The organism is Georgenia sp. Z1344 (assembly GCF_049856295.1).
GTDB lineage: Bacteria > Actinomycetota > Actinomycetes > Actinomycetales > Actinomycetaceae > JB111.
Genome location: NZ_JBNDMZ010000005.1, coordinates 238,908 through 256,736 on the forward strand (window position 1 = coordinate 238,908; position 17,829 = coordinate 256,736).

The 17,829-nt window shown below is 74.6% G+C and carries 18 protein-coding genes; 9 read left to right on the plus strand and 9 right to left on the minus strand.

The window, feature by feature from the left end; genetic code table 11:
* Positions 1–30: 30 nt before the first annotated feature.
* A complete protein-coding gene (gene hisF, locus ACPYO6_RS07390; protein WP_425714211.1) occupies positions 31–801 on the minus strand; it encodes an imidazole glycerol phosphate synthase subunit HisF in 771 nt (256 codons plus the stop codon).
* Between the two features lie 153 nt (positions 802–954).
* Between hisF and ACPYO6_RS07395 the strand changes: the two genes are divergently transcribed.
* The 7 genes from ACPYO6_RS07395 (at position 955) to ACPYO6_RS07425 (ending at position 6,621) form a co-directional block, all read left to right on the plus strand.
* Positions 955–1,557 (plus strand): hypothetical protein, encoded by a 603-nt coding sequence (locus tag ACPYO6_RS07395; protein ID WP_425714212.1) that lies wholly within the window; start codon positions 955–957, stop codon positions 1,555–1,557.
* 496 nt (positions 1,558–2,053) lie between these two features.
* Positions 2,054–2,728, plus strand: coding sequence for an alternate-type signal peptide domain-containing protein (locus ACPYO6_RS07400; protein ID WP_425714213.1), 675 nt, complete (start codon positions 2,054–2,056; stop codon positions 2,726–2,728).
* Between the two features lie 87 nt (positions 2,729–2,815).
* Positions 2,816–3,427, plus strand: a complete 612-nt coding sequence (locus ACPYO6_RS07405) for a hypothetical protein (RefSeq protein ID WP_425714214.1) — start codon at positions 2,816–2,818, stop codon at positions 3,425–3,427.
* Positions 3,424–4,338 (plus strand): hypothetical protein, encoded by a 915-nt coding sequence (locus ACPYO6_RS07410; RefSeq protein ID WP_425714215.1) that lies wholly within the window; start codon positions 3,424–3,426, stop codon positions 4,336–4,338. The genes ACPYO6_RS07405 and ACPYO6_RS07410 overlap by 4 nt, the downstream gene beginning before the upstream one ends.
* A complete protein-coding gene (locus ACPYO6_RS07415; RefSeq protein WP_425714216.1) occupies positions 4,335–5,123 on the plus strand; it encodes a signal peptidase I in 789 nt (262 codons plus the stop codon). The genes ACPYO6_RS07410 and ACPYO6_RS07415 overlap by 4 nt, the downstream gene beginning before the upstream one ends.
* Positions 5,120–6,100 carry a hypothetical protein gene (locus ACPYO6_RS07420; protein WP_425714217.1) on the plus strand — a complete coding sequence of 327 codons (981 nt, stop codon included), beginning with the start codon at positions 5,120–5,122 and terminating at the stop codon, positions 6,098–6,100. Before ACPYO6_RS07415 ends, ACPYO6_RS07420 begins: the two co-directional genes overlap by 4 nt.
* Positions 6,101–6,102: 2 nt before the next feature.
* Entirely contained in the window at positions 6,103–6,621 is a 519-nt protein-coding gene (locus tag ACPYO6_RS07425) for a DUF7507 domain-containing protein (RefSeq protein WP_425714218.1), read from the plus strand.
* An 89-nt stretch (positions 6,622–6,710) separates the two neighbouring features.
* Here the strand turns inward: ACPYO6_RS07425 and ACPYO6_RS07430 are convergent, their stop codons facing one another.
* The 7 genes from ACPYO6_RS07430 to ACPYO6_RS07460 form a co-directional block, all read right to left on the minus strand.
* The gene (locus tag ACPYO6_RS07430) at positions 6,711–7,754 is read right to left on the minus strand and encodes an FKBP-type peptidyl-prolyl cis-trans isomerase (RefSeq protein ID WP_425714219.1); all 1,044 of its coding nucleotides are present in this window, start codon (positions 7,752–7,754) and stop codon (positions 6,711–6,713) included.
* Positions 7,751–9,160: a Pup--protein ligase gene (gene pafA / locus ACPYO6_RS07435; RefSeq protein WP_425714220.1), complete on the minus strand. Its 1,410-nt coding sequence runs from the start codon at positions 9,158–9,160 to the stop codon at positions 7,751–7,753. The genes ACPYO6_RS07430 and pafA overlap by 4 nt, the downstream gene beginning before the upstream one ends.
* Positions 9,157–9,345 carry a ubiquitin-like protein Pup gene (locus ACPYO6_RS07440; protein WP_425714221.1) on the minus strand — a complete coding sequence of 63 codons (189 nt, stop codon included), beginning with the start codon at positions 9,343–9,345 and terminating at the stop codon, positions 9,157–9,159. Before ACPYO6_RS07440 ends, pafA begins: the two co-directional genes overlap by 4 nt.
* Before the next feature lie 83 nt (positions 9,346–9,428).
* On the minus strand, positions 9,429–11,003 hold the full coding sequence (gene dop, locus ACPYO6_RS07445; protein ID WP_425714222.1) for a depupylase/deamidase Dop: 1,575 nt from the start codon (positions 11,001–11,003) through the stop codon (positions 9,429–9,431).
* A 7-nt stretch (positions 11,004–11,010) separates the two neighbouring features.
* Complete coding sequence (gene arc / locus ACPYO6_RS07450) at positions 11,011–12,798, minus strand: proteasome ATPase (protein WP_425714223.1); 1,788 nt, start codon at positions 12,796–12,798, stop codon at positions 11,011–11,013.
* 64 nt (positions 12,799–12,862) lie between these two features.
* Positions 12,863–14,179, minus strand: a complete 1,317-nt coding sequence (locus ACPYO6_RS07455) for a tRNA (adenine-N1)-methyltransferase (RefSeq protein WP_425714224.1) — start codon at positions 14,177–14,179, stop codon at positions 12,863–12,865.
* Positions 14,180–14,190: 11 nt separating this feature from the next.
* Positions 14,191–15,018 (minus strand): site-2 protease family protein, encoded by an 828-nt coding sequence (locus ACPYO6_RS07460; protein WP_425714225.1) that lies wholly within the window; start codon positions 15,016–15,018, stop codon positions 14,191–14,193.
* 80 nt (positions 15,019–15,098) lie between these two features.
* Between ACPYO6_RS07460 and ACPYO6_RS07465 the strand changes: the two genes are divergently transcribed.
* Positions 15,099–15,950 carry a RecB family exonuclease gene (locus tag ACPYO6_RS07465; protein WP_425714226.1) on the plus strand — a complete coding sequence of 284 codons (852 nt, stop codon included), beginning with the start codon at positions 15,099–15,101 and terminating at the stop codon, positions 15,948–15,950.
* A gap of 162 nt (positions 15,951–16,112) precedes the next feature.
* On the opposite strand, the gene ACPYO6_RS07470 is transcribed toward ACPYO6_RS07465, so the two are convergent.
* Positions 16,113–16,796: an HAD family hydrolase gene (locus ACPYO6_RS07470; RefSeq protein ID WP_425714227.1), complete on the minus strand. Its 684-nt coding sequence runs from the start codon at positions 16,794–16,796 to the stop codon at positions 16,113–16,115.
* Between the two features lie 49 nt (positions 16,797–16,845).
* On the opposite strand from ACPYO6_RS07470, the gene ACPYO6_RS07475 reads away from it, so the two are divergent.
* A complete protein-coding gene (locus tag ACPYO6_RS07475) occupies positions 16,846–17,748 on the plus strand; it encodes a PAC2 family protein (RefSeq protein WP_425714228.1) in 903 nt (300 codons plus the stop codon).
* The last annotated feature ends 81 nt before the right edge of the window (positions 17,749–17,829 follow it).

The following is a 17,829-nucleotide window of genomic DNA, read 5'->3' on the forward strand; positions in this document are numbered from 1 at the left end:
CGTTCAGCCCGCCGGAGCGGCTGGACCGGGTCAGCGCACCTCGACGCCGGCGGTACGCATCGCGTCCTTGACGCCGCCGATCGTCAGGGTCCCGAAGTGGAAGACGCTGGCGGCGAGGACGGCGTCGGCCCCCGCGTGGGCGGCCTGCGCGAAGTGCTCGGCCGCGCCGGCCCCGCCCGAGGCGATGAGGGGCACCCGGACCTCGCGGCGGAACGTGGTGAGCATCTCGAGGTCGAAACCCGCCTCGGTGCCGTCCGCGTCGATCGAGTTGAGGAGGATCTCGCCGGCGCCGAGCTCGGCCGCGCGCACGCACCACTCGAGCGCGTCCGTTCCGGTCCCGCGGCGGCCGCCGTGCGTGGTCACCTCGAAGCCCGAGTCGGTCGACACGTCCCCGGTCACCCGGCGGACGTCGGCGGACAGGACGAGGACCTGGGAGCCGAACCGGTCGGCCACGTCGGAGATGAGCTCGGGGCGGGCGACGGCGGCGGTGTTGACGCTCACCTTGTCCGCGCCGTGGGTGAGGAGGCGGTGGACGTCGTCGACGGTGCGCACTCCCCCGCCGACCGTCAGGGGCACGAAGATCTCCTCGGCGGTGCGCGCCACGACGTCGTAGGTGGTCGACCGCTCCTCGACCGAGGCCGAGACGTCGAGGAAGGTGAGCTCGTCGGCCCCGTCCGCGTCGTACCGGCGGGCGAGCTCGACCGGGTCGCCGGCGTCCCGCAGCCCCTCGAACCGCACGCCCTTGACGACCCGCCCCCCGGCGACGTCAAGGCAGGGGATGACGCGAACCGCCAACGACATGGTGCTCCTCCCGGTGGCACCGACGGCGCCTCGTCCTCCACGGTACCGAGCGGCGGGACCGGAGACCCTGCATGTCCGGTGCACAGGTGCCTGCCGGGACGGGAGGCGGCGGCGTACCACCACGGACGCGGCTGCCCGGTAGGTTGGCTCGCCATGTCCTCGCCCGCCCACGCCGTCGCCGCGCTCGCCAGGGACCGCCTCGAGCACGACGACGAGGGGACCCCGCGGGTGGTCGTCGTCGGGATCGACGGGCGCTCCGGCGCCGGCAAGTCGACCCTCGCGAGCGACGTGGTGGCGCTGCTCGAGGGACGGGGCGACGGGGGCCAGGGCACGGGATCCGCGCGTCGGGTCGAGCTCGTGCGCCTCGATGACCACTACCCGGGCTGGTCCGGCCTGCTCGCCGGCGTCGTGGCCGTGCGGCCGATGCTCGATGCCCTTCGGCGCGGTTCGGCCGGCACAGCGCCGACCTGGGACTGGCTGCGATCCGCCCCCGGGGCCGACCGGGTCATCCCCGCGCCGGGCCACGCGCTCCCGGACGTCGTCGTGGTCGAGGGGTGCGGGACGACTCTTCTCCATCAGCTGCTCGACGCACTCGTGTGGCTCGACGAGCCGGCGGGCGTCCGCCGGGCACGCGCCGAGTCCCGCGAGGGCGACGTCTCCTCGTGGTGGGACACCTGGGCCCGCCAGGAGGACGCGGCGATCGCACAGACGGACCCGACCGAGCACGCGGACCTGAGGCTCACCGCAGCGCGTTGACCGGCGCGCATCTCGAGCATGTCACTCGGCGATTCCTGCCATTCATTCGTCGTTCACAGGTCGTCATTGATCGGGCATTTGTCGAGCATTCGCGCTGGCCGCGCCGAATACCCGTCGAGTAACCGTCCCCGACCCGCGAGACAATTGCCAGAATGTGCCGACTCGAGCGCTGAGCGACTGCGAGTTGTGGCAGTTCCACGCCCAGCGAGCGTCGAGACGGCGTCCAGATGCCGCTGAACAACAGGCCAGAAACGGTGGGACTACACCGGTTTCACGCCCTCGACGCAGCTCGACACGGCCACCGGAAGCTCCGGGAAACCGCAGGATCACGGGAGATCACGAGCTGGACACAGCGCAGTTCGGTGTCATTTCGGAGAATCCGGCATGCCTTGCGCAAATGAATTGCGCTGCTACCTTTCTGACCGCCGGCACATGAATGCGTCGGCATCCCCCCTCATCCCCCGTTTCACCCCTAACCCATGAATGGAGCACCATCGTGCGCAAGAAGACTGTCGGCGTCCTCGCCGGCGCCGCTGCCGCAGCTGTCGCCCTCGGCTCGGGCGGCACGTTCGCCCTCTGGTCGGACGACACGTCCGTCGATGCCGGCACGATCCAGGCCGGTAACCTCGAGGTCGAGGCCCAGGGCGACTTCCAGTGGTACGACGCCACGCTCAACCGCGTCCCGTTCATCGTCTGGGACATCCCCTTCCCCCGGCACGACTGGGGCCACACGATCGCCAACATGAACGGCGACTACCGCGTCGTCCCCGGCGACGTCGTCGTCGGTGCGCAGGACGTGCTCGTCGACCTGCACGGTGACAACCTCCGCGCCCACCTCACGGTCGGCCCCGCCGACGGCGCGACCGCCGAGTTCGAGGGCCTGTCCGTCGAGTACGGCGTCTACAACAACAGCACGAACAGCTGGATCGCGACCGGCCTCGAGCTGGGCGACGACCGGGAGTTCGGCTTCCAGGCCGACGGCGTCGGCCAGGAGGACGGCTCCGACGACCCGTTCTGGACCGTGCTGCCGCGCGAGTCCGAGCTGACCGTCGTCATCCTCGGCGTCTTCGACGAGGACACGGGCGACCGCGTGAGCGTCAACGACATCACCGAGCTCGGCTCGCTCGAGATCACCCTCGAGCAGAGCATGTACCCGCACCCGGCGATCTGACGATCACCTGAGACTCCCGGCCGGCCCGCGCGGGCCGGCCGGGAGTCTCACCCCCTCGCACTCCCCTTCCACGAGACCCGAGGAACGATGTCCCCCGAATCACCCACCGCCGCGCGACGCGCCCCCGGCGTCCTGCTGGCCGGAGCCGCCCTCGTCGCGGCCGCGCTCGGCGGCGCGGGCAGCTACGCGCTGTGGAGCGCCGGCGCTGCGGGGACCGCCGGCACGATCGCGTCCGGAGACCTCGACGCGGTAGCCCTCGGCTCCCTCACCTGGACCCCGCACCCCGACAACGCCGATCCCGACGTCCTCGGGTCGGGCGAGCGTGCGTGGGCCGTCCAGGCCTTCGACCTCGCGCTCGACGGCGACAACCTCACCGCCGACGCCACCGTCGACGTCACGGTGGACGCCGAGCTCGACTACCCGTACCAGTGGTTCGTCTCGACCGACCCCGCGATCGCCGACCCCCATGCCGCCGTCGCCGCTGGCAGCATCCCCGGACTCGTGCGCAGCCCGTCGGACGCACCCACCGGGAAGGTCTCGTCGCTCACGCAGTCCGACCTGCCCGACGGTCTCGACGGGAGCGCGGACTGGTTCGTCTACGTCCTCGTCGAGAACCCGCACCCCCTGCGGACGGGTGACCCCGACGACCTCGACCTCCTCACGGTGCGGGCCGAGCTCACGCTGGAGCAGACGTCATGACCGCCCCCCGACGCACCCGGGCACTTCTGGCCCTCGCGACGGCCGGTGCCCTCGGCGCCGCGGCGTCCGCCGGCACGCTCGCCCTGTGGACGGCGAGCGCGAGCGGGGAGGGGTCGATCGACGTCCTCCGCTACGACGACGACCCGACCCTGTCGATCACGGCCGAGGAATCCGCGAGCGACGGCGCCGATTCCCCCACCGATGGTGCCGGGACCTCGGGCGACGACCCCGGGTCCCGGAGTGACGCGGGCGAGTCGCCCAGTGCCGGCGCATCCGAGTCCGCGAGCGACGGGCCCGCCGAGTCGCCGAGCGACGCACCCCCCGAGTCCTCGAGCGACAGCACTCACCCAGCGGGCGACGCGGTGCCGAGCGAGTCCGCCGACGGCCCTGTGAGTTCCGGACAGCACGGAACCTCCGGTGAGGACGCCTCCCCCGAGCCCGATGCCGCCGCGCCCCCTGAGCCCGAGATCGAGATCGACCCTGTCGTCGTCCCGCTCCCCCAGGAGCTCGTCGACCAGATCAGGTTCGACGGTCGCGGGGCGGCCGTCGTCGCCAACGACCTCTCACCCCACGACCTCGCAGCGGTCGAGCTCACCCTCGAGTCCGCCGTTCCCGGGCTCGTGCTCCGGGTCCAGGCGCGCACTGTCGATGCGCCCGAGCGGTGCGCCGAGAGCGACGCCGTCCTCCCGGTCGACGACGGCACCCCGATCGAGCTGCCCGGCACCGCTGAGCTGTTCTGCCTCGAGATCGAAACCGTCACGACCGATCACACGGGCGACGTGACGGCGACCGGCACCTCGGACGGCGGGGACCTCGCCGTCAGCACGCCGTGGACCGTCACCGCCCACGAGACCCTCACCCGCGACGACGTCGACGTCGTCCTCACCCCCGTCATCGAGGTCACGCCATGAACACCACCCGTCCCAGCACCCGCGACGCCGTCGGCACCCGCTCGAGCAACCGAGAGCTGTGGTCCGGGATCGTGCGTGGGTTCGTCGCGGTCGTCGCCGTCCTCGCCGTCACGGTCGCGGCCGCCGCGTTCATCGTCCCGAGGTTTATGGGCTGGGTCCCGCTGACGATCCTCTCCGGCTCGATGGAGCCCACCTACTCCCCGGGCGACGTCGTGGTCGTCGACCCGGACTACACCGACCCGGTGGTCGGCGACGTCGTCACCATCCAGCCAGTGTCCGGCGACCCGACCCTCGTCACCCACCGCATCATCGGCGTGACCATCGGCCAGGACGGGACGATGGGCGTGACCACCCAGGGCGACGCCAACGGCTCGGTCGACGACCCGGTGACGATGGAGCAGATCCAAGGCCGCGTGATCTACGGGGTGCCGTGGGTCGGCCACCTCACGCAGCCCGAGGTCCGGCCGTGGCTCGGCGGGGCGGCCATTGCCGTCCTCGCCTGGATCGTGCTCTCGTCCGTCCTCGGCGGCCGGAAGAAGGGCGACGACGACGCCGAGCTCGGGACGCCCGCACCGGGACCGGCGGACGACGCCGGCACGGACGACCGAGGAGAGGACGACGCCCCCGCACCCTCCGCCGACGCGTCCGACGAGCCGGACGACGCCCCCGCGCCCGGCGCCGACACCTCGGACGACCTGACCGGCACCGCGACCCCCGCAGGAAACTCCCCCCTCCCGTCGACCTCGCGGCGGTCCCGCCGTCGCACCGAGGCAGTGACGACGTGAGCGCCCTCCGCACAGGGCTGCGTACCCGCGCCGCCGCGCTCGGCACGCTGGCACTCACCGTGGGTCTGGTCGTGAGCACACCGGCCGGCGCCGACGAGCCCAGCACCGGGACCGATCCGATCGTCATCGACGTCGGCACCGGGTTCGCGCCCGAGGTGACCGTGCGGATGTTCGACGAGGTGATCGTCCCGGGTGACGCGATCCAGCGCGCGTTCCGGGTCCGCAACGACGGTCCGACCGACGCGACGATGACGATCGACGTCGTCGACGTCAACCTCGACGGTGAGCTCGACCAGTTCTTCGACGACGTCACCGTCAACGAGATGCCGCTCGCCGTGCTCGCGGGCACCGACACCTCGCTGCTGGAGACGGAGATCGCCCGCGGCGAGATCGTCACGGTCCCCCTCGAGCTCGACTTCCCCGTCGAGGCCACGTCGGGAAACTACTCCGAGGTGGGCCGCCGCGCGGCGAACCTGGCGGTCCGCGTGACGATGCGGGGCGACACCGGCAGCACGGTCACCACCTGTCCCGACGCCGTCCCGACGGCGCACCGGGCCGCGACGACGACCGGTGCGGAGACCGAGGAACGTGCAGCGACCGACACGAACGCCGGCGAGGCGGCCACCGCCGCCGCGACGACGACCGGCGCGGAGACCCAGGACCGTGCAGCGACCGACACGGACGCCGGCGAGGCGGCGACCACCGCCGGGACGACATGCCCGGACGGAACCGTGCCGACGCCGACCGATACCTCCGCACCTCGTCCGACCGGCGGGGTCACCGGCGGCACGACACAGTCGCGCATGCCGGTCGCGGGCCCCCGCGCCGCCGGACCGGTCGCACTGCCTCAGACCGGCCCCGACCTCGGCACCGCCATCGCCCTCGCTGCCGGACTGGTCGGCGCCGGCGCGCTCGCCCGCGCCGCCCATCGCCGGGCCACCGCGGCTCACGCCGACACCGACGGGACGGGTGAGTGACCATGCGCTCCGCACGCACGCTGACCGCCGGCGGGTTCCTCGCCGCGGCCGCCCTGCTCGCGTGGGGCGTGGCCCCGCCCGCCGTCGCCGACACCGGCGACTCCCCCGGCGACGGCTCGGTCGTCGCCCCCGATCCGGCGCCGGCGCCCGTTCCCGGGGGTTCCGGCGCCGGTGCCGCTCCACCCGCACCGGTTCCGGAGCCGCGTCCCGAACCGGATCCGGCACCGGCACCGGCCACCGCACCCGCACCCGCACCGATCGACACCCCGGTCGACGACGCACCGGCCGAGGACCCGGGCACTCCCGAGCTGACGATCGAGGTCCACGACCCGCTCCCCGAGCTCGTCGCCGCCGGGGCCGAGGTGAGCTGGAGCTACCTCGTGACGAACTCGGGCGACGTCGAGGTCACCGACATCGCGCTCACGGACTCCGGCGGCGCCGCGATCGAGTGCCCGCTGGCCGCACTCGTCCCCACCGAGCAGATGGTCTGCACCGTCACCACGACGTTCACGACCGACTGACCGGCTCGTGCCCTCGGCCGGGCTCCATCCCCCCGGCCCGGTCGAGGGCACCGAGCCCACCGCGGACGCCGACCTCACCGCGGAGAGACTCAGTCCTGGCGGACGACGTCGTCCCCGCCCGAGGCGGCCAGCACGTCGACGACGACGACGAGCGTGTGCTCCCCGTCGCCGAGACCCGGCGGCACGACGGCGAGGATGCGCGAGCCCACGCGCCGGTCGAGCAGCGCGAGCCGGACCCCCTCGCCGAGGTCCTCGACCACCGCGGTCGACGGCGACCCGTCGGCCCAGCTCGACGAGAGCACCTCGCCGGTCTCCCAGTCCATCGTCAGCGTCTGCAGCACGAGGTCCTGCCCCGGCCGCACGGTCGTGCCGTCGCCCTCGACCACGACCCGGCTCTGCAGGTCGGCGGGCGGGTCGCCCGGGGGGATCCCGACGACCGGGGCGCCGTCGGCGGTGGTGCCGACCGTCGGACCGGGCGCGCCCCCGCCGTCGGTCGGCGACCCGCTCCCGTCCGTCGGGGACTCACCACCACCGGACGGCGACTCGCCCCCGGTCGGGGACTCCGCCCCGGCACCCTGCGACCCTGTCTCCCCCGACGCGCTCTCGGACGGCGACCCGCCGGCCACGGTCGGAAGGACGTCGACGACGACGACCTGCATCGTCAGCGCCCCCTCGACGTCGACGGGCTCGGCGACGACGACCCTGCCGCCCTCCCGCACGCCGGGCAGGATCTCGGCGAGCGTCGCGCCGACGTCTGCCTCGGACACGGTGGCGAGCCGCGGCGCGACGACCTCCTCGCGCGAGGAGCTCTGGCCGGTCGTCCCGTCCCACGCGGCGACGCTGAGCAGCGCCGGTCCGCCGGCGGTCAGCGCGCGGCCGTCGCCCGGGTCGACGACGGACGCCACCGGGTCGCCCACGGCGAGCGGGGTGTCGATGACGACGACGGGGTGGCCCGGCGCACCGGCCACCGAGACACCCTCGACCCCGGTCGCCGCGGCCTCGGACATCGAGTCCGACGTCGCCTCGCGGGCGCCGCCGCCCTCGTCCGGCCCGCAGGCGGCGAGCCCGAGCGCCGCGGCGCACGCGAGGACGGCGGCCCGTCGGGCCACCGGTCCCCTCGCGGCTCGGCTCACGCGAGCTCCGCGAGCAGCGCGTCCACCCGGTCGTCGACGGCGGCGAACGGGTCCTTGAGCGCGACCGACCGGGCGGCGCCGTCGACGAGCTTGAGGTGGACCCAGTCCACCGCGATGTCGCGGCGGGCGTCCTCGGCTGCGCCGACGAACCGGCCGCGCAGCGCGGCCCGGGTCGTCGACGGCGGGACCTCCTTCGCTGTCTCGACGTCCTCGTCCGTGCCCACGGCGGCGAGCAGCCCGCCCGCGAGCAGCCGCTGGCCCAGGCCATGGGCGGTGATGTCGTGGTACGCGAGCGAGAGGCGCGCGACCCGCGGGTCGTCGAGCGCGACCCGGTTGCGCGCGCAGTACCGGTCGATGAGCGCGCGCTTCGCGGCGACGTCGAGCTCGGTCGCGACCGGCGTGAGGTCGCCGGCCCTCAGGGCGGCGATGCCGCGCTCCCACAGGTCGAGCGCGCGGAGCCGACCCTCCGACAGCAGGGGCGCCCAGCCACGGCGGTCGACGTGGTCGCGAACCCGGGTCAGCATCTCGGACTGCAGGTCGACGGCGGTGCGCCGCCGCCCGGTGGCGAGCTCGACCTCCACGCGCGCATCGATGTCGTGGCTGATCTCCCGGATCGCCCGCATGGGCTCGGCGAGCTCGAGGTCGTCGAGCCGCAGGCCGTCCTCGACACAGGCGATGAGCAGCTCGGCGGAGCCGACCTTGAGCAGCGTGGTCGTGGGCGCCACGTTGGAGTCGCCGACGATGACGTGCATGCGGCGGTAGAGCTCGGCGTCGCCGTGCGGCTCGTCGCGCGTGTTGATGATGGGTCGGGACCGGGTCGTCGCCGCCGACACGGCGTCCCAGGTCTGGTCCGCGCGCTGGGAGAACGCCCAGCGCACGCTCCCGTCGGGGCGTCGGCGCAGGTGGCCGGCGCCCGTGAGCACCTGGCGCGTGACGAAGAAGGTGACGAGCGACTCGGCCGTGGCGCGGTAGTCGCGCCGGCGCCGCACGAGGTAGTTCTCGTGGCAGCCGTAGGACGCGCCCTGGGAGTCGAGGTTGTTCTTCATCAGGTGCAGCGTCCCGGGCGTGCCGGCGGCGGCCAGCGCCCCCTCGGCCCGCTCGGCCAGCGACGCGAGCATGGCCTCGCCGGCGCGGTCGTTGACGACGACGTCCGTGACGTCGTCGCACTCGGCGGTCGCGTACTCCGGGTGCGAGCCGACGTCGAGGTAGAGCCGCGCGCCGTTGCGGAGGAAGACGTTGGTCGAACGTCCCCGCTCGACGACCGGCCGGAACAGGTGCCGGGCCGTGTCGTCCGGGCCGAGGACGTGTGCCGGGTCCTCCGGGGAGAAGGCCAGGCCGTACTCGGTCTCGACCCCGAACAGGCGCCGCAGCGGGTGGTCGGCGGGCGGGGTCCCGCCGGGCGTCACTGCCCGCCCTTCTGGACGAATCCCTGGACGAAGGCCTCCGCGTTCGTCTCGAGGACGGAGTCGATCTCGTCGAGGATGTCGTCGACGCGGGCGACCTGCTCGGCGCGCTGGGCCGGCGCGGGCGCGGGGCCGTCGTCGCCCGCGGGCTCCGGGCGGCGCGGGCGGGTCTGGTCCTGCTCCGACATGTCGAGTTCCTTCCTGTCGTCCCCGGGCGTCGGGCGCGGCGGCCGGGGTGGTCGTGTGTCTCGCGGGTGGGGCGTCGGGGCGGTCAGCCGCCGGTGAGGCGGCCGAGGAGCACCCCGGCGTCCGGGCTGGCGTCGAGGAGGTCGCCGACGAGGCCGCGGGTCCCCCGGGCGGGCTCGGGCAGCGTGATGCGGGCGAGCCGCTCGCGGCCGGGCAGGTCGAGGACGATGCTCGCCCAGCCGATGCCGGTGACCTGGTCCGGGTACCGGCGCAGGACCTCGCCGCGCAGGTAGGCGCGCGTGTCCTCCGGCGGGGCGTGCTCGGCGCGCCGCACGTCCTCGGGGTCGGCGAGCCGCGTGACGCGGCCGGCCGCGTCGAGGCGGGCGACGATCGAGCGGTCGGGGCGCAGGTCGTGCCACTGGAGGTCGAGCGCGGCCAGGCGCGGGTCCTCCCAGCGGAGCTGGTCGCGCTCCCGCATCCGCTCGAGGAGCTGGCGCTTGGCCACCCACTCGACGTCGGGCGCCGCGGAGTCGATGTCCGTGGCCAGCCGGTCGAGCACTCGCGACCACAGCTCGAGGACCTGGGTCGTCTCGGCGTCGGGACCCCCGCACTCGTCGACCGCGCCCGCGAGGATGTCGCGGTAGATCCGCTGGATGTCGAGCGCCGTGCGGTCGGGTCCCTCGCGCATGGCGATCCTATGGCGCAGCGTCGGGTCGTGGCTGATCCGCTGGACCTCGGGGACCGGGGCGGCGATCGTCAGGGTGTCGAGGCCGATCGGCACGGAGCCGCGCTCGAGGAGCCACAGAAGCAGGGCGACGGTGCCCGTGCGCAGCACGAACGGGACGTCGAAGAGGTTGGCGTCGCCGCCGATGACGTGCAGGCGCCGGTACCGGCCGGCGTCGGCGTGCGGCTCGTCGCGCGTGTTGACGATCGGGCGGTTGAACGTCGTCTCGAGCCCGACGTCGTTCTCGACGTAGTCCGAGCGCTGGGCGATCTGGAAGCCGGGCCGCTCGCTGCGCTGCCCGAGGCCGACCCGGCCCGCGCCGGCCACGACCTGGCGGGTGACGAGCAGCGGCGTGAGGTACCGGACGAGGTCGCCGAGGTCGACGTCGCGGGCGAGCAGGTAGTTCTCGTGGGTGCCGTAGCTGGCGCCCTTGCCGTCGACGTTGTTCTTGTACAGCGTGAGGCCCTCGCGGCCGTCGGCGTGCATCGCGCGCACCGCCACGCGCTCGCCGGCGCGGTCGTGGACGAGCGCCTCGAGCGGGCCCACGGTCTCGGGGCCGGAGTACTCGGGGTGGGCGTGGTCGACGTAGAGGCGGGCGCCGTTCGTCAGCAGGGCGTTGCTCGCGACCGGGAGGTCGAGCTCCTCGGCGCTCGGCCGCTCGACCTGCTGGGCCGGGCCGGCCGGCGCGGGCCGGTCCGGGTCGTCCGTCAGCAGCGAGGGGTGGGCCGACGCGCGGCGCATCCGGTGCCCGCGCAGGTCGTTGAGCGGGTCCTCGGTGACGTAGTCCCACCGGGCGCTCGGGTGGGCCGCCGTGCCGTCCGCGCCGCGGTAGGCGAGGACCACGCGGGTGGACAGGGCGACGGCGTTCGCGCCGAGGTCGGTGTGGTCGAGGACGCCGAACTCGGTCTCGGTGCCGATGACGCGGCGGACGGTCATGACGCGCTCACAGGTAGCCGCCGGTGGTGGGCACGTCGTCGATCGGGCGTCCGCTCCCCCGCCGCGCCGTGGCCTCGGCCGCATCCGGGTACTCCGGACGGGCGACGGTCGGCGCGGGGCCGTTCGTCGTCGGGCCCTGGCTCGTGGCTCCGTCCGGGCCGACGACGACGGGAGCACCGCCCTCCACGGCACCGCCGCCCTCCGCGGCGGCGCCCCTGCGCCGCCCCGGGAGCTGGCGGATCGCGGTGACGGGCTCGGAGTCGGCGCCGGACACGCGCGCCCAGTCGGCGGGCTTGATGGCCGTGCGCAGGGCCTCGTTCTCGCCGATCTCGGTGCGCAGGCCGGCGAGCAGGTGCTCGGTGCGCAGCCCGCGGCCGCGACCGGCCACGAGGTCCTGGATCGCGTGCTTCTTCGCCCGGTCGACCACCGAGGCGAGCATGGCGCCCGAGGTGAGGTCGCCGACGTGCAGGACGCGCGTGCCCCCGGAGGCGTAGGTCAGCTCCATCACCGCGGTGGACTCGTCCCGCAGGTACATCGCGTCGACCATCGCGGACCCCATCGCCTCGACCGCGGCCTCGGGCGTGCCGTGCGCGGCGAGCTCGTCGTCGTGGATCGGCAGGTCCGGGGTCAGGTGCTTCGAGACGATCTCGCGGGCGCCGGCCGCGTCGGGGCGACCGATGCGGATCTTCACGTCGAGGCGGCCCGGGCGCAGGATCGCCGGGTCGATCATGTCCTCGCGGTTGGAGGCGCCGATGATGATGACGTTGCCGAGGGCCTCGACGCCGTCGATCTCGGCGAGCAGCTGGGGCACGATCGTCGTCTCGACGTCGGACGAGACGCCCGAGCCGCGCGTGCGGAACAGGGCCTCCATCTCGTCGAAGAAGACGATGACCGGCACGCCGGTGCGGGCCTTCTCCCGGGCGCGCGAGAAGATCACACGGATCTGCCGCTCGGTCTCGCCCACGTAGCGGGTGAGCAGCTCCGGCCCCTTGACGGACAGGAAGTAGGAGTGGGCGCGGCCGGCGCCGGAGTCCTCGGCCGCGGACCGCGCGAGCGAGGTGGCCACGGCGCGGGCGACGAGGGTCTTGCCGTTCCCGGGCGGGCCGTAGAGCAGCACGCCGCGCGGGGCGCGCAGCCCGTGCTCGGCGTAGAGCTCGGGGTGGTTGAACGGCATCTCGACGGCCTCGCGGATGCGCTCGATCTGCGGGCCGAGCCCGCCGATGTCCGCGTACTCGGTGTCCGGGTCCTCCTCGAGGAGCAGGTCCTCGACCTCGGCGCGCGGGACGAGCTCGAGGACGAAACCGGTGCGCAGGTCGGCGCGGACGAGGTCCCCGGGGCGCAGCCGCGTCTCGCGCAGCACGCCGCCGACGGACAGGACGCGCTCGTCCTCCCCCCGTCCGACGACGAGGACCCGGTGCTCCGGGAGGACCTCCTTGACCGACAGGACGTCGCCGTTGGGCTCGTAGCCGGCGGCGGCGACGATCGCGAGCTGGTCGTTGAGGACGACGCGCTGGCCCGGCAGGAGCGCCCCGACGGGCACGACCGTGGACACGGTGAGCCGCATGAGGCGGCCGCCCACGAGCACGTCGGCCAACCGGTCGACCGGCTGGACCTCGACGACCGTGCCGTAGGTGCTCGGCGGCGCCGTGAGCGAGTCCACCTGCTCCTGGAGCTCGATGAGGCGCTGGCGCGCCTTGCCGAGGGACTCCGAGAGCCGCTCGTTCTTGCCGGCGAGCGAGATCGCCTGCTGCTCGAGCTCGCGCGCCCGCGCCTCTGAGTACATCTCCTGCGTCATTCCGCTCCCGTCACGTGGCAGACATCCAGCGTATGCCGAACGGCCCAGGTCGCCAGGGTGCAGGTCACTCCTCGGTCGTCGCACCCTCGTCCGGGGCGTGGGTTGCAGCGTCGTCGGCGCCGGTCCCGGCCGTCGTGTTCTCCTCGGGTGCGGCGGGACGGGACGCGTAGCCGGACTCCTCGATCTCGGCACGACGCCGGACGTCCCTGCCGACCCGCCGGAGCTTCTTCACCGAGATCGTGCGCTCGCCCGCGGACAGCGCGGCGGCCCAGCCCTTGGCGTCGCCCTCGGGCGCCCCGGAGTCCACGCCCACGGGCGGGGCGTGGCGGGAGGTCCGGGCATGGGTCGACGTGCGGGGCGGGTCGACGGCCGGGGGTGCGGCGTCGTCGGGCGTGGTGTCGCGGGTCTCGTCGTCGGAGGCCGGGCGGGGACCGGCCCCCGAGGCAAGGTCGGCCGCGTGGCCGTGCGCGCCGGCGCCGAGCGGCCCGGCCCCCTTCGCCGGGCGACGCGTGCGCTGCGGCGGGGCGGACCCGTCGGCGAGCGCGCGGGCGGTGACGAGGAAGCCGGTGTGGGCGACCATGCGGTGGTCGGGGCGCACGGAGAGCCCCTCGACGTGCCATCCGCGCACCATCGCCTCCCACGGCCGCGGCTCGGTGAAGCGGCCGCTGCCCCGAAGGTCCTCGACCACCCGGCTGAGCTGGGTGGTGGTCGCGACGTAGGCGATGAGCAGGCCGCCGGGCGCGAGCGCGTGGGCGGCCGGACCGATGTTCTCCCAGGGGGCGAGCATGTCGAGGACGATCCGGTCGACGCTGCCGGGCTCGGCGTCGAGCAGCACGTCCGCGAGGTCGCCGACGGTCACGGTCCAGGCGGGGTGGCGGCCCCCGAACCAGGAGTCGACGTTGGCCTCGGCGATCTCGGCGAACTCCGGGCGCCGCTCGACCGAGTGGAGGGTGCCGGTCTCGCCGATCGCGGACAGCAGCGACATGCTGAGCGCGCCCGAGCCCACGCCGGCCTCGACCACGCGGGCGCCCGGGTAGATGTCGCCCATCTGGACGATCTGCCCGGCGTCCTTGGGGTAGACCACGGCGGCGCCGCGCGGCATCGACATGACGTAGTCGGACAGCAGGGGCCGCAGCGCGAGCAGGTCGTGGCCGGTGGGGGTGGCGAGGACGGTGCCCTCGTCGCGGCCGATGAGGTCGCGGTGGTGGAAGGAGCCGCGCTGGGACTGGAAGTAGCCGTCGTGCGTGAGGTGCACGGTGTGGTGGCGACCCTTGACGTCGGTGAGCTGGACCCGCTCCCCCGCCCGGAACGGGCCGCGGCGGTGCCCCGGTCCGGCGGGCCGGTCGGCGCTCTCGGGCGTGGTCTCGGGCTCGGTGGTCACGGCGGGGCAGTCTACGTGCGGTCCCCCGGGGGGAGGTCGTGGCCGGTGGTGTCACCGTGGGGGTCGTCGTGCTCGTGGGCGAGGTCGTGCTCGCCGGCGTCCCTGCGCTCGCGCCTCAGCCGGCCGGCGTCCCGCACCGCCCGCGCCCCGCCCGACCACAGGGTGGCCCCGGCCGAGGCGGCGGCCGCGACGACGACGAGCCCCGCCCAGCCGCCGAACCGGGCGAACATCAGCACCGCGACACCGACGACCGCGACGGCCAGCAGGCAGCCGAGCACGCCGAGCGCCCGCAGGCCGGCGAGCGGCCGCCCGGTCAGCCCCTCGCCGACCTCGAGCCAGAGCCGGCCGCCGTCGAGCGGGAGGGCCGGGACGAGGTTGAACACGGCGAGGACCACGTTCATCACGACGCCGACGTCGAGGGCGGCCTCCCACGGCGAGCTCCCCTCGGCCAGCGGCGCGAGGAGGTACCCCACGCCGGCGAGGAGCAGGTTCCCGGCCGGACCGGCGGCGGTGACGGCCGCGGACGCCCACGGCCCACGCCCGGTCCCGTCGAAGGACGTGTGGCCGCCGACGAAGGTGAGGACGAACTCGCGCGGCCGCATCCCCACCGCCGCGCCGGTCAGCCCGTGCCCGAGCTCGTGGACGAGGACCGCGATCGTGACGGCGAGGGCGGCGAGCAGCCCCATGACGAGCCCGGACTGCTCGGGGCGGGCGAGGATCCGTCCGTAGACGAGCGCGACGACGGCGACGAGCCCGAGCCAGCTCCACGTGAGGACGACCGGGGCGCCCGCGACCCGGGCGACGACGAGGCCGGGCGTGCGGCGGGGCTCGGGGTCCACAGCACCAGCCCACCACACCTTCTCCACAGGCGCGTCGCCCGGTCCACGGCGGTGTCGGCCCCGGTCGTTAGCCTGCGGACATGCCCACCTCCCCGGCCCCCCGCCGCACCCCCACCCGGGCCGCGCTGTCCCCGTCGCGGGCCAAGGACTTCGAGCAGTGCCCGCTCATGTTCCGCCTGCGCGTCGTCGACCGCCTGCCCGAGCCGCCCTCGCCGGCCGCGACCCGCGGCACGGTCGTCCACTCGGTCCTCGAGCGCCTCTACGACCAGCCGGCGCCCGAGCGCACCGAGCCGGTGGCGCTCTCGCTCGTCGACCCGGCGTGGCAGGACATCCGCACGGCGGACTCGCGGCTCGACTCGCTGTTCACATCGCCGGAGGACGCCGACGCGTGGATGGACCAGGTCCGCGCGCTCGTCTCCCAGTACTTCCGGATGGAGAACCCGCGCCGCCTCGAACCGGCGGGCCGCGAGATGCACGTCGAGGCCGAGCTCGGCTCCGGGGTGCTGCTGCGCGGCATCGTCGACCGGCTCGACCGCTCCCCGGCGGGCGCGACCCGGGTGGTGGACTACAAGACGGGCAAGTCGCCGTCGGCGCGGTTCGCGGGCGAGGCCACGTTCCAGCTGATGTTCTACGGGCTCGTGCTGTGGCGCTCGACCGGCGTGGCGCCGAGCCGCCTGCAGATCGTCTACCTCGCCGACGGCCGCACGCTGACCGTGGACCCCGAGGAGCGGGACCTGCTCGCCGCCGAGGAGCGGATCGAGCAGATCTGGGGGCGGATCGAGGAGGCCGCCGTCAGCGGCGTGTTCCCGCCCCGCCCGTCCAAGCTGTGCCCGTGGTGCTCGTTCCAGGACCGGTGCCCGCAGTTCGGGGGCGAGCCGCCCGAGCTCCCGGCCACCGGGATCGAGCGGCTGCTGACCGTCCGCCGCGCCTGAGTGCCCGCGGGCACGGACCTCGCACGTCCTCCCGAGGGCGCAGATCTCACACGTCCTCCCGCGGGTGCGGACCTCACGGTCCTGCCGCGGGTGCGGACCTCACGGTCCTGCCGCGGGAGCGGACCTCGCGGTCCTGCCGGCCCCGGCGGAGGTGCCGGCGCGTCAGGCGGCGAGCAGGTCGACCGCCCGGCCGAGCCCGATGTCCCGGATCGTCTCGAGGTCGACGTCCGCGAGGCTGGCGACGCGCGAGAGCCCGGCGGCGTGGGGGATCGTCGACATGTGCGGGACCCCGAGGCAGCGGGCGCCCGACGCGCGCGCGGCCCGCAGCCCGTTCGGCGAGTCCTCGATCGCGACGCAGCGCTCGATGTCCGCGCCCAGCAGTCGCGCGGCGAGGAGGTAGCCCTCCGGGTCCGGCTTGCCGCGCTCGACCCGGTCACCGGGCACGACGACGTCGAAGCCGCCCGCGAGCTCCGCGACGGTCTCGGCGAACGGCGCGTAGGAGGCGGTGACGAGCGCCTGCGGCACGCGCGCCTCGCGCAGCTGCGCGATGAGCTCGAACGCGCCGGGGCGCCGGTCGACGCCCTCGGCACGCACGTGCGCGACCACGCGCCCGACGAGCTCGTCGAGGAACGTGGCCGGCTCGGCGTCGATCCCGCCCTCGTCGATCATCACCCGCGCGGCGTCCTCGAGGTTGAGCCCGAGGAGCTCCTGCGACCGTTCGTCGCTCCACCGCCCGCCTAGCTCCTCGATGAGCGCCTTCTGATGGACGAACCACACGGGCTCGGAGTCGATGATGGTGCCGTCCATGTCCCACAGGACGGCCTCGGGAAGATCGGGGATCGTCACGGACCGACCCTACCCGGCGCTCCCGCGCGGGAGACCTACCCTGGGCCGTATGCAGGACGACACGACACGGCCCGACGACGCACTGCCGCCGGGCGACGGCCTCATCGCCCTCGCGGCGTTCGACGGCTGGAACGACGCGGGCTCCGCGGCCACGTCCGCGCTCTCCGTCATCGCCACGGAGTGGGAGACCGAGACCCTCACGGTCCTCGACCCGGAGGAGTTCCACGACCTCCAGGTCAACCGGCCGAGGATCGAGCGCGGCCCCGACGGCTTCCGGGCCCTCACCTTCCCCGTCACCGAGGTGGTGCTCGCCACCTCCCCGACGACCGGGGAGCAGCTCGTGCTCGTCCAGGGGGTCGAGCCGTCGATGCGGTGGTCGCGGTACTGCGCCGAGATCCTCGACGCCCTCGACGCGGCGGGCGTGCGCACGCTCGTCACCGTCGGCGCCCTGCTGGCCGACGTCCCGCACACCCGCCCGATCCCGGTCCAGTCGGCCACGGACGACCGCGAGCTGCAGGAGTCGCTCGGGCTGTCCGCCCCGGACTACGAGGGGCCCACGGGGATCGTCGGCGTGCTCGGCGCGCTCGGCCAGGCGCGCGGGCTGCGCTCGGTCGGGATGTGGGCGGCCGTCCCGCACTACGTCTCGCAGCCGCCCTCGCCGAAGGCCACCCTCGCGCTGCTCATGGCCCTCGACACCCTCGTCGGGATCTCGCTGCCCCTGCGCGACCTGGCCGAGGACGCCGTCGCGTGGCAGCGGGCGGTCGACGAGCTCGCGCAGGAGGACTCCGACGTCGCGGAGTACGTCGAGATGCTCGAGGAGTCCAAGGACACCGCCGAGCTGCCCGAGGCGAGCGGCGAGGCGATCGCGCGGGAGTTCGAGCGCTACCTGCGCCGGCGCGACGGCGGCAGCCCGGGCAAGGGCACGGGCACGACGCCGCCGACCGGCATGTGACCGGGGCGCTCCAGGGCACGACGGCGCTGCGCCGACCGGCACCGCACGTGGCAGAGCCGGCCGGGCGTCGGTCGTCCTCGG

Bases quoted from the DNA above. Each gene is read 5' to 3' on its own strand.
- ACPYO6_RS07475 (WP_425714228.1), top strand. From the start codon at position 16,846: ATGCAGGACGACACGACACGGCCCGACGACGCACTGCCGCCGGGCGAC.
- arc (WP_425714223.1), bottom strand. From the start codon at position 12,798: ATGACGCAGGAGATGTACTCAGAGGCGCGGGCGCGCGAGCTCGAGCAG.
- ACPYO6_RS07465 (WP_425714226.1), top strand. From the start codon at position 15,099: ATGCCCACCTCCCCGGCCCCCCGCCGCACCCCCACCCGGGCCGCGCTG.
- ACPYO6_RS07425 (WP_425714218.1), top strand. From the start codon at position 6,103: ATGCGCTCCGCACGCACGCTGACCGCCGGCGGGTTCCTCGCCGCGGCC.
- ACPYO6_RS07415 (WP_425714216.1), top strand. From the start codon at position 4,335: ATGAACACCACCCGTCCCAGCACCCGCGACGCCGTCGGCACCCGCTCG.
- ACPYO6_RS07395 (WP_425714212.1), top strand. From the start codon at position 955: ATGTCCTCGCCCGCCCACGCCGTCGCCGCGCTCGCCAGGGACCGCCTC.
- ACPYO6_RS07410 (WP_425714215.1), top strand. From the start codon at position 3,424: ATGACCGCCCCCCGACGCACCCGGGCACTTCTGGCCCTCGCGACGGCC.
- dop (WP_425714222.1), bottom strand. From the start codon at position 11,003: ATGACCGTCCGCCGCGTCATCGGCACCGAGACCGAGTTCGGCGTCCTC.
- hisF (WP_425714211.1), bottom strand. From the start codon at position 801: ATGTCGTTGGCGGTTCGCGTCATCCCCTGCCTTGACGTCGCCGGGGGG.
- ACPYO6_RS07440 (WP_425714221.1), bottom strand. From the start codon at position 9,345: ATGTCGGAGCAGGACCAGACCCGCCCGCGCCGCCCGGAGCCCGCGGGC.
- ACPYO6_RS07405 (WP_425714214.1), top strand. From the start codon at position 2,816: ATGTCCCCCGAATCACCCACCGCCGCGCGACGCGCCCCCGGCGTCCTG.